General features: G+C 63.7%; 9 protein-coding genes. 1 reads left to right on the forward strand and 8 read right to left on the reverse strand.

Annotation, left to right across the window (positions count from 1 at the left end; translation table 11 throughout):
* Positions 1-5: 5 nt before the first annotated feature.
* From CXY74_RS11180 to CXY74_RS11200, 5 genes are all read right to left on the reverse strand, one after another.
* A complete protein-coding gene (locus CXY74_RS11180) occupies positions 6-404 on the reverse strand; it encodes a hypothetical protein (protein WP_146070121.1) in 399 nt (132 codons plus the stop codon).
* A 100-nt stretch (positions 405-504) separates the two neighbouring features.
* A complete protein-coding gene (locus CXY74_RS18300) occupies positions 505-957 on the reverse strand; it encodes a prepilin-type N-terminal cleavage/methylation domain-containing protein (protein ID WP_104200483.1) in 453 nt (150 codons plus the stop codon).
* Positions 958-1,108: 151 nt separating this feature from the next.
* Positions 1,109-2,338 (reverse strand): type II secretion system F family protein, encoded by a 1,230-nt coding sequence (locus CXY74_RS11190; protein WP_104200484.1) that lies wholly within the window; start codon positions 2,336-2,338, stop codon positions 1,109-1,111.
* Positions 2,339-3,481 carry a type IV pilus twitching motility protein PilT gene (locus tag CXY74_RS11195; protein WP_104200485.1) on the reverse strand — a complete coding sequence of 381 codons (1,143 nt, stop codon included), beginning with the start codon at positions 3,479-3,481 and terminating at the stop codon, positions 2,339-2,341.
* A gap of 195 nt (positions 3,482-3,676) precedes the next feature.
* On the reverse strand, positions 3,677-5,398 hold the full coding sequence (locus tag CXY74_RS11200) for a GspE/PulE family protein (RefSeq protein WP_104200486.1): 1,722 nt from the start codon (positions 5,396-5,398) through the stop codon (positions 3,677-3,679).
* A 379-nt stretch (positions 5,399-5,777) separates the two neighbouring features.
* Here CXY74_RS11200 and CXY74_RS11205 point away from each other — a divergent pair, with 379 nt between their 5' ends.
* Positions 5,778-7,412 (forward strand): HNH endonuclease signature motif containing protein, encoded by a 1,635-nt coding sequence (locus tag CXY74_RS11205; RefSeq protein ID WP_104200487.1) that lies wholly within the window; start codon positions 5,778-5,780, stop codon positions 7,410-7,412.
* Positions 7,413-7,895: 483 nt separating this feature from the next.
* On the opposite strand, the gene CXY74_RS11210 is transcribed toward CXY74_RS11205, so the two are convergent.
* From CXY74_RS11210 to CXY74_RS18305, 3 genes are all read right to left on the reverse strand, one after another.
* Positions 7,896-8,363: a hypothetical protein gene (locus CXY74_RS11210; protein ID WP_146070122.1), complete on the reverse strand. Its 468-nt coding sequence runs from the start codon at positions 8,361-8,363 to the stop codon at positions 7,896-7,898.
* Positions 8,364-8,472: 109 nt separating this feature from the next.
* Positions 8,473-9,327 (reverse strand): PP2C family serine/threonine-protein phosphatase, encoded by an 855-nt coding sequence (locus CXY74_RS11215; protein ID WP_104200489.1) that lies wholly within the window; start codon positions 9,325-9,327, stop codon positions 8,473-8,475.
* A gap of 3 nt (positions 9,328-9,330) precedes the next feature.
* Positions 9,331-10,659: a DUF5684 domain-containing protein gene (locus tag CXY74_RS18305; protein ID WP_158252353.1), complete on the reverse strand. Its 1,329-nt coding sequence runs from the start codon at positions 10,657-10,659 to the stop codon at positions 9,331-9,333.
* Positions 10,660-10,667: the final 8 nt, after the last annotated feature.

Below are 10,667 nucleotides of genomic sequence, written 5' to 3' on the forward strand. Positions count from 1 at the left end.
GTGGCCTAGCCGTTCACGAAAATACTCGTGGTCGCTTCGGCCAGAATTTCACTGGTCGACACCTCAGTCACGAAGACGTGCACCGGTACTGTTGCCGGGTAGGTGAGCGGGCAGGTGATCGGATCGAAGCTGGGCTGCAGGGCACGGCCGTCGGGGTCGAAGGCGGCCGGCGGCGTGGCAGCATGCGAGCGGAGCGGCGCGCAGGTCGTGCCGATGGAACGGATGTTCTCCATCTGAGTGGCGACGAGCTGGGTGGCCGAGGCGAGGGTGGTGTTGGAGACCGAGACTCGCAACGACGTGACGAGCATCGGCAGAAAGGCGATGGCGAGCAGGGAGAGCAGCAGCATCGACACGACAATCTCGATCATGCCGAAGCCTGCCTCGCCGGGTCGAGAATTAGTCACGGAGAGGTGTCCGACTCGCACTAGTTCCCTTTCACTACGGGCGATTTTCGACCACCGGGGGCGTCTGGGACGCCCCCGGTGAAAAGACGGTGAGGCAGTGTTACTCCGGAACGGCGGGCGACGCGGCGGCAGGCACCGGACCTTCTACCGCAGCGCCCTTTTCGGTGATGTAATGATCGTGATCGAGGTCGGCAATCGGACCCCAGGTACCGGTAATGATGAAAGTCGTCGAAGAAGTTACCTCCATGGCGACTGAAATTTCTGCGCTCGCGGTGTACGCGGTGAGGCCACTCGGAAAGCCGGTTTCAAGGGTGGAGAGCTCGGTTCCTTCAACCAGTTCCGCGACAACGGCCGTCTTCGCGTTGGTGATGGCGGCTGCCACAGCGCTGTCCTTGGCCTTGTCCTGCTGGCCCAGGTAGATCGGGATGGCGATCGCGGCGAGCACACCGAGAATAAGTACCACCACAAGAAGCTCAATGAGCGTGAAGCCCTTCTCCTTCTCGCCGATGGCCGTGCGCTTATTGACCAGGGCTGTTGTGAAGAAGCGGTTCATGTGTGTCCTTTGCGTTGTTCAGCAGGTAGCAATGCAGTGGCTTGCCCGTTTTCAAGCCTAGGTTGGCCTCCACGGTGAACCGTTGTTTTTTCGGCGGGCCGACTACCCCCAGTGGGAGTGCAGCCTAAACGGGGGTTGTGACTCCTGGCGGCTATTTGACGTAGTCGAAAACGCTGAACATGGGCAGGTAGAGCGCCACGACCATGCCCCCGATGATCACGCCAATGACGGCAATCATGAGTGGCTCGATGAGCGCGGTGAGCTGCTCGGTGGTCGACTGAACTTCCTGGTCGTAGAAATCGGCGACCTTGGTGAGCATTTGCTCGAGCGCACCGGCATCCTCTCCCACGGCGATCATCTGTGTGACCATGGCCGGAAAAATCGGCTCGAGGGCGAGCGGTGTTGCGATGGAGCGGCCCTGGCTCACCGATTCCTGCACCTTGCCGAGGGCCGACTCGATGACATAGTTACCCGAGGTCTCGCCGACGATCTTGAGCGAGTGCAGTATCGGCACGCCGGCGCCGATCATGGTCGCGAAGTTGCGGCTGAACCGTGCAATGGCAAGCTTGGTGAGCAGTAGGCCGAACACGGGCAGCTTGAGCTTGAACGGGTCAACCACGCGGCGCACGGCCAAGCTGTGCTTGTTCTTGCGCCACCACACCGCGAAAACAATGACGGCAATGAGTAGTACCGGGGCCACCCAGATCATGCCGTTGGAGAGCACGACGAGCACTCGAGTGGCCGGGGGCAGGTCGCCGCCGAGGCCCTTGAACATCTTCTCGAAAACGGGAACGATAAAGATGAGCATCCCCACCACGGCGAGAAGCGCCATGACCAGCACGATTACCGGGTAGGCGAGCGCGCTCTTGATCGTGTCGCGCAGCTTCACCTCTGACTCGAAGTTCTCGGCGATGGAGTTGAGGGCGTCTCCGAGAAAACCACCGATCTCCCCCGCGCGCACCAGGTTGACCATAATCGGGGGAAACACCACGTCGTGCTTATCGAAGGCGTCTGAGAGCGACACGCCGGTCTCGACGTCGCCGCGAATGACTGCCAGCACCTGGGCGAGCTGCTTATTCTCGGTCTGCCCCGAGAGAATATTCAGTGTGCGCAAAAGCGACAGCCCCGCCTGGGTCATGGTTGCCATCTGACGGCTCATCACGGCGAGGTCGGTCAGACCGATGGGCTTCTGAAACCCCGGAATGCTCAGATCTGTGTTAAGCCTCGTGAGTTTGCGGGCCGGCGCGATTGTAATGGGCGAGAGTCCCATGGTGCGCAGTTGTGAAAGCGCCGCCCGCTCCGAGGCCGCGTCCATACGGCCTTTGACCACGCGGTCGCGGGAGTCCCGACTGGTGTAGCTGAAAGAGGTTCCGGTGGACATCTAACGCCTCCCGGGCGAAAACGAATCATTGAAGTCAATTTCGCCAGTGCTCAGGCCGCCCACCGGGGCGTCTGTCGGATCAACCCGGTGCACGAGCTGCTTGAGCACCTCGACGTCCATTGCCTTTTCCTCGGCGGCCTCGCGGGTGATCTGGCCGGCGTCGACGAGTTCGGCCAGATGCTGGTCCATGGTGTGCATGCCAAGCGATCGACCCGACTGCAGCGCCGAAGCTATCTGGTGCGTCTTGCCTTCTCTCACGAGGTTTGCGATGGCTGCCGTGGTCACCAGAATTTCAGTCGCGACCACGCGTCCGCCGCCGATCTTGCGCACGAGCGTCTGGCAGACCACTCCGCGCAGGGTGGCCGCTAACTGCGCGCGCACTTGCGCCTGCTGGTGCGGCGGAAAAACGTCGATCATGCGGTCGATGGTCTGGGCGGCATCCTGGGTATGCAGGGTGGATAAAACGAGGTGGCCGGTCTCAGCGGCGGTTAAAGCGACCGAGATCGTCTCGAGGTCACGCAGCTCGCCGATCAATATAACGTTGGGGTCCTGGCGCAGTACGTGCTTCAGAGCGGATGCGAAGCTGTGCGTATCCCGCCCGACCTCACGCTGGCTGATCATCGCTTTCTTGCCCTCGTGAATGAACTCGATCGGGTCCTCCACCGTCACGATGTGGTCGTCTCGGGTGCGATTCACCAGGTCAACCATTGCGGCCAGGGTCGTGGTCTTGCCGGAACCGGTGGGACCGGTGACCAGCACGAGACCTCGCGGGAGGTGCGCAAACCGTGCAACAGATTCCGGAATGCCCAGCTCGGCCAACGATTTGATCTCATTCGGAATGAGACGAAAGGCGCCGCCGACCGTGTTGCGCTGCTGGTAGAAGTTGACCCGAAAGCGGGTGCTCCCCACCGTGTGGGCGAAGTCGAGCTCGAGTTCCTGATCGAATTCTTTCCGCTGCTCGGGCGAGAGAATGCTCCTAAGAGCGGAGGCGACCTTCTCGGGCGACCAACGATCCCACCCGGGAATCGGCCGCAGGAAACCGTCAACGCGCATGCTTGGCGGTGCACCGCCAGAAATATGCAAGTCGCTCGCTCCGTCGTTCAACACGAGTCGCAGTGCCGTGAGCAGATCGGGATCGGGCATCGGTGTGCCAAATTGGGCCGATGATTCGGACCGCAGAAGCCTCCTGGCACGGATATCAACGGTAGACGCGGGCGCGCCAGTGCCCGGCTCCCCATATTCGGTGTCATCGGATTCCTGCACGGCATAACCGAAGTCGGGCGACCTCACCGAGGTACCTGCGCGGTCCGTCGGTGACCAACCGGGGCATCCCAAACGCTAGGAAACCACACGGAGCACCTCGTCGATCGAGGTCAGCCCGAGGGCGACCTTGGCCCAGCCGTCTTCACGCATCGTGATCATTCCCTGCTTGCGTGCCGCGGCTGCGATCTGCGCGCTCGAGGCGCGTGCCACGGTAAGCTGCTCGATTTCTTCGGACACCGTCATGACCTCGTGAATGCCGAGTCGTCCGCGGTAGCCCGTTTGCGAGCAACTGGCGCACCCGGCGGGCTTATAGATGATGGTGCCCGTTGTGGTGGGATCGATGGCCGGACCGATCTCCGGCATGATCGTAGAACGGTTCGAGACGTAACCCACTGCCGGATTGACCACAAAACCCAGAAAGGCCAGGTCGGTGCGATCGTCGGGTACCTTGCAACGGTCGCACAGGCGCCGGGCCAGCCGCTGCGCCACAACGCAGTCCAGTGCCGAACCCACCAGAAATGGCTCGATACCCATCTCGATCAGCCGGGTCATGGCGCTTGGCGCGTCATTGGTGTGCAGGGTCGACAGCACGAGGTGACCGGTGAGCGAGGCCTCAATGGCGATCTTCGCGGTCTCCTGGTCTCGAATCTCACCGAGGAGCACGACGTCGGGGTCTGCACGCAGAATGGAACGCAGCGCCACGGCGAAGGTGAGGCCCGCCTTGCGGTTCACCTGCACCTGGTTGACCCCGTGCATGCGGTATTCGACCGGGTCCTCGACGGTGATCACGTTGATCTCCGGCCGGTTGATAGCGTGCAGTGTCGTGTAGAGGGTAGTCGACTTGCCCGAACCGGTCGGCCCGGTGACCAGAATCATGCCGTAGGGCTTGGTGTACGCCATCTCGTACTCGTTGAAGTTATCGGTGAGCAGGTTGAGGCCGTCCATGCTCATCGACGAGGTCGCGTTGTCAAGAATTCGCAGAACGACTTTTTCACCCCAGACCGTGGGCAGAATGGCCACACGCAGGTCGACCGTACGACCGTTGTGGTGCACGGACATGCGGCCATCCTGAGGTTTGCGGCGCTCCGCGATATCGAGGTCGCTCATGATCTTGATGCGCGAGGTGACGCCGCCGGCGATGGTTGACGGCGCCTTCTGCATCTCGTGCAGCACGCCGTCGATGCGGTAACGTACGCGCACGTCGTTCTCGCCGGGTTCAATGTGAATATCCGACGCGTTGTCCTGAATCGCCTGACTGACCAACAGGTTGACGAAGCGCACGATCGGTGCCGCGTCATCCGTTTCGGCAGGTGTCGTCGTGTCGTCGGGCTCCTCACTGTCGGCCGTGAGGGTGGTGCTGAGGTCGATCAGTTCGTTGTCGGCACGATGGTAGCGGGCGATGGCCGCTTGCAGATCAGACGGCTCGACGACGACCGGGCTGACCCGCATGCGGGCAGCCTCGCGCACGTCGTCCACTGCGAATACGTCGCCGGGGTTGACCATGGCCACCACGAGACGACCGTCTTCGAAGCCGATGGGCAGCACGTTGGCCCGGCGGCAGACGGCGGCGGGCACTTTGGCCACGGCCAGCCGGTCAACGGGATAATCCAGTAGCTCGACAAAGGGCAGGTTTTTCTGCTCGGCACGTGCCTTGGCGAACTGCAGCTCGGTGATCGTGCCCATCTCGACCAGGTTGCGCACCGTAGCTTCGTCAGCGCGGTCGTTCAACCGCACGGTGTCGAGCTGCTCGATTGGGAGCAAGCCGTGCACGATTAAAATTTCGGTCAGGCTGGTCACGTGTGCGCGGCTCCCCCGGGGTTCTTAGTCAGCTCAATGTGCCCCCGTGGAGGTACACCGCAGTCGCGGCACGATACTGACTCTTTACGTTATCGCGGTGGGCAATGGCTGAACCCGTTCCTACCGATGGTGCCGCTCCCTATAGCGGACCCAGTTCAGGGGTGACTTTGCCCATAATGCGTCTCGTGAAAGATCGCTCGTCCACCCCCGTTGCAGTGCATCTCGCGAGAGCGGGTAAATCGGTGCTTCCTAAAACAACCATTTCTCTACTCTCGTCGATGAGAAGAAACTTCTGATCTGGCATCACTTTTATGCTGAGATTTACTCGCTTCCATGGTTGATTCGGGCTAGACTTGGGGGTGAAGGAGGCACTGACGCCATGACCCTCACCGCTCCGCCCGCTGCAACCGGCTCTGTGCCGGAACCCGAGGGTTCTCGGGTTTGGGGCATCGGTCAGGCTGGTGCATTGCTGGGCTCTGTTCTGGATGGAACACGGTTTGGTCACCTGGATGATGCTGAAGCCATCGCGGTCATGGCAGCGTTGGAAGAGCTCGGTCGCAAGGTTGATGGTGCCAGGCTACGAGCCACCACCGACATCGGCGTGCGCGCTGAGACCGACCGTGGCAACGGGTGCCTCGCCTTCCAAAACGGATGCCGTAACCGGGTTGAATTCATCACCCAACTCGCCGGTATCTCCAGCCGCGAAGCGAAACGGCGTCTGAAGCTGGGCGAAACCGTCGTGGAACGCACGCCGATGGGACTGCCCGTGCCCGCGCGGTACCCCGTCATCGCCGCAGCACTGGTCCGCGGCGACCTCGGCCTGGAAGCGGCAGAGATCATCGCTGGCACCCTCACCGCCCTTCATGGAAAAGTTCTGCAGGATGATCTTGACCATGTGGAACGTGCCCTGGTCGCCTCCGCGACCGGCGCGATCACCCCGGAAACCGTCGGACTGCCCGGGGCCGGCATCCGCTTCGCGCCTGACCTGCTGCGGGCGCAGGCCTTGGAGTGGCAGGGCCGGCTCGATCCCGACGGTACCGCCCCCAACGACGACACCGTCGAAGCGAAGAGCACGTTGACGTTCGGGCTGCTGCACCACGGGCTCTACCCGCTGCGCGCCGATGTCACTCCCGAGCTGCGCGGCATCATGGACACCCTCTTCGACACCTACCTGTCAGCCCGGTCTCGCACGCCCCGATTCGAACCCACCACACCCCTCGACGACCCTAGCGTGCTGGACGGTGTCGACACGAGCGTGGACGGTGAGCGATTCAGCGCCGACCCGTTCACCGGCGACGCCCGCTACGACGGCGACTCCCGCACCGCCGGCGAGAAACGCGCCGACATCCTCCGCTGTGTGTTCGAAGCGGCCGCGCGCGATCCGAAGACCCCCACCATGGGCGGCGCCGCCCCCACCGTCATGATCCACATCAACGCCACCGACCTTGAAAGCGGTCGCGGCGTCGGCTGGATCGACGGCGTCGACGCCCCCATCTCGTTTCGCCGGGTGAACGAAGCCATCTGCGCCGGCGGCGCCCAACACGTCATCTTCGGCACCACCGGCACCACCGGCACCACCGGCACCACCGGCACCATCCTCTACCTCGGCGACACCGTCCGCTGCTTCACCACCAAACAACGCGCCGCAATCGCCGCCCGCGACGAAGGCTGCATCATCCCCGGCTGCACCACCCCCGCCCGCTGGAGCGAAATCCACCACGTCATCCCCTGGCACCAACACGGCCCCACCAACATCGACAACGGCGTCCTCCTCTGCTGGTTCCACCACCACACCATCAACACCAACGGATGGACAATCCGCATGATCAGTGGCAGACCCCAGGTGCGCGNACGGCCAACCCCAAATACGCGGCCCACTCCTCTGGGACCCCACCCAAACCTGGCGCCCCACCCACAGCCACCGCGCCAACACCCCCAGCCCCGAACCACCCTGGCGCAACTAAGCCGAACCCTGCCGCCCGGGCTATCAGACCGATCCGGTTCCGCAATCTGAAAATAGCGAAGCTTCTAGGCGTCGAGATTTCTGCGCGCTAGATTCCGCGTGCGCGCAACGGGTTTCTACCGGGCACGAAGACGCGAGGTCCCGGCCAGGCCTCGGGCGAACAGCCGTCTGCTCTAGGTGACAGCTGCCCCTCGTCGGTCACCGTCACGAAGCTATCGCCGTCGCACAGGGTGCGGTTGGGCTGCAGGGCATCTTCGGGCCCGGCCACGTGATGCACCTCATACCCATCGGTAGCCACGCGCAGGGTCGCTGTTTCGAAATAGGCGTTCAGACCGGGAAAAACCGTACGCCCAACGCCGGCTTCGGCTTGGCCCCATTCGGAGGCACAGTCGATTCCACGGTCGCTCGAATTGTCGCCGCTTCGGCTCCATCAGGCCCGCAGGCGGTGTCGCCGAGCAGTTTCTCGACCGCGGCCCCGAGCGGATGCCGCCGGATCTGCTGTCTTTTCCGGGGTGGCGATCAGACGCGGCGCGATCACCACGTGAGAATCGTGAAAACGGTGTAGGCAGCTGCTGCGAGCACGACCAGAACGGTGCTCGAGATGATCGCCATCAGCGTGAATCGGCGACGGCGACGTTTCGTGACTTCGGCACGCTTGCGAATCTCGGCGGCCGCGTCAGCGAGGCGGAGGCGGGCCAGGTCGGGCAGCACGTCGGGTATTGGCACCGGGGTCTGCGGTGAAATAATCGTCGGAGTCGGCCGCGCCGCGTAGCGCACACTCGCACCGCTCTGCACCTGCGGCGGCTGGTATCGGCGTTGCAGGGAATCAACGACCGGAGTGTGCACGGGGGCGGTCGCCCGCCGCTGGCTCAACAGCGTATCGGTGGCCGTACTGCCCCTGGAGGACTGCATGGTAGCCTCGTTGGCCTGGTTGGTAGTCGGGTCATCCTCGTGCGGCGTGTCCCCAGAATCCCCTACCTCGGTGGGGGGCTGCCGTACCACGCGGCGGGTGTAATCGTCATTCGCGCGCCGCACAATACGCGTATGTTCGTCTGCAGTTCGCTCAACGATTATGGTGTCATCAATGTCGGGCAGAGCGACCCCTGCTGGTTCAGCGGGCCGCATTGCGAGCCACTCGTTGCACCGGTCGGGTGTCTTCGGTGCGGGTGTCGGACTGGTCGTCGCCGACCGGGACGCCGTGCCACGAGCTGACCCCGCCGGCGATGACATCGATCACGATCACGGAAACGTTATCGCGTCCGCCGTGTTCGAGGGCGCCGGCGAGCAGCGCATCCGCCGTCTGCTGGGTGCCACCGCCGAGGGTCAATCCGGCCTTGATAGCCTCGTCGGAAAGCTCGCCGCTGAGGCCGTCAGAACACACCAGCAGGCGTTCGCCGGTCACGACCGGGCGCAGCCAATAGTCGGCATTGCTGTTGTCGGCGCCCATCGCGCGAGTAATGACATTTTTTCGCGCGAAGTTGGCGACATCCGCTTTCAAAAGTGAACCGTCGTCGATGAGTTCCTGAGCCAGGGAATGGTCGACGGTGAGCTGCTGAAACTCGCCGCCGTGCAGGCGGTAAACGCGCGAGTCGCCGACGTTCACGATGAGCCATTGCGGCAAACCCTCGTGGTTGATGAGCACCAGACCGGTGAGGGTGCTGCCCGCGCCGCGCCCGGTCGAATCCGATACGGCGCGAACCCTGGTGTGTGCGCGCTCAACCGCAGCCACTACGTCCCCGGCCGCAACATCGACGCGGCCGACGCAGGCCTGAAACTCAGCGATCACGGCCGAGCTGGCTCGCTGGCCGGCTTCGAGCCCGCCCATGCCGTCGGCGACGATGAACACGGGTTGAGACGCTAGCAGCGAGTCTTCATTTTCGTGTCGTTTGCGGCCGACATCTGTGCGTGAGCCGCACTGCAGCGAGACCCCGGCACTGTTCGATCGAGTGTCATTCAGGTGCGCCATGGCTCAGGCCTCCAGGTAGATGCGCGCCGCGAGTTCCCCGAGAAGGAACCGATCGGTCAGGGGCGCACTCGCACCTGCATCGAGCTCATTTTCAGAGCCTCCGCCATCGATGAGCACGACACCGTTGGTCGAGTGCAAGTCGCTGATACCCCACGCTCCATCGATAAAATCCAGGCGGGCGTGGGTCTTCGACACCGTCTTGCCCGGGTCATGCAGTGGAACTAACTGTGCGTCTACGTGTGCCCCGCCTCGCGCGGGGTTGCGGCCGAGCAGCACTACCGGTTTGGTGAGCGAGACTTTCAGCCCGTGTTCGGTTTCGAGCGTCCACGGCTTCATACGACGCACGACGATCATGGTCTCGTCGTCGTCCTCGGATTCGTCTTCAGATACCTCGCTGGCGTGTGCTGCGAGGGGTATGACCGCAGAAACCTGCGCTGCAACCGCGACCGGAAACACTGTGGGGACCGGTGCAGTGCTTGCCTGAACGACCGGCGCTGGCGGAGCCCATGGATTCACCGGCGCGGCGACCGGCGCAGAGATGACCGTAGGCGCCGGTGGCGCCGTCGGTGCAGAGACGACCGGCGGCGCAGGCGGCGCAGCAACGACCGGCGGCGCAGGCGGCGCAGCGACGACCGGCGGCGCAGGAACAACGACCGGGGCTGACGACACGGGCGAGGCAGGGGTTGGAGCTGGGGCCGGAGGCGCGCTCACGTAGAACGGCGGCGGACCGCTGGGCAGGCCGTGCGGAACGGCAGGCGCGAGCGGGGCGGCCGCTGTGGTCGCAGGAAACGCTGCTGGCGGGGCCGGGGGAAGTAGCTCAACGGCAAGCTGAGCTGGCACGTCCGGCAGCGCGGGCGGCGCGGGCGGCATCGGTGTCAGCACGTGGTGGCCGGCCAGTGCGGGAGCCGGCGGCGGTGCCGGCGTCATCGATAGCGGCGTCATCGGGGCGAACGGAACGTACCCGGTCGCGGGGATACCGGGCATCCAGCCGGTGTCAACAGACTTGCCGAACCCGAGCACGCCGGCCCAGATGGGACTGCTGACCAGGTAGAGCAGGGTGAAGCCACCGCCGCGGCCGAGACGCCGGTTAACGTTGTTGACCGCCAGCACGAGCACGACGAGGGCCACTACGTTCGCGACAGGGATAAACAGACCAACCACCCACAGGGCTGAATAACGGCCGAGTTCATACAGGGTGATGCTGTTGACGATCGGCACCCAGCCCTTCCAGGCCTGTTCTCCGAGCTTCACAAAGACTTTACTGAGACCGATCGACGAGAAGACGTACACGCCGAGACCGACCAGCACAGCGACCGCGATTATCGTGATCATAGCTCCAG

Origin of the sequence: Cryobacterium sp. Y29, assembly GCF_002929825.1 — a bacterium.
Lineage (GTDB): Bacteria > Actinomycetota > Actinomycetes > Actinomycetales > Microbacteriaceae > Cryobacterium.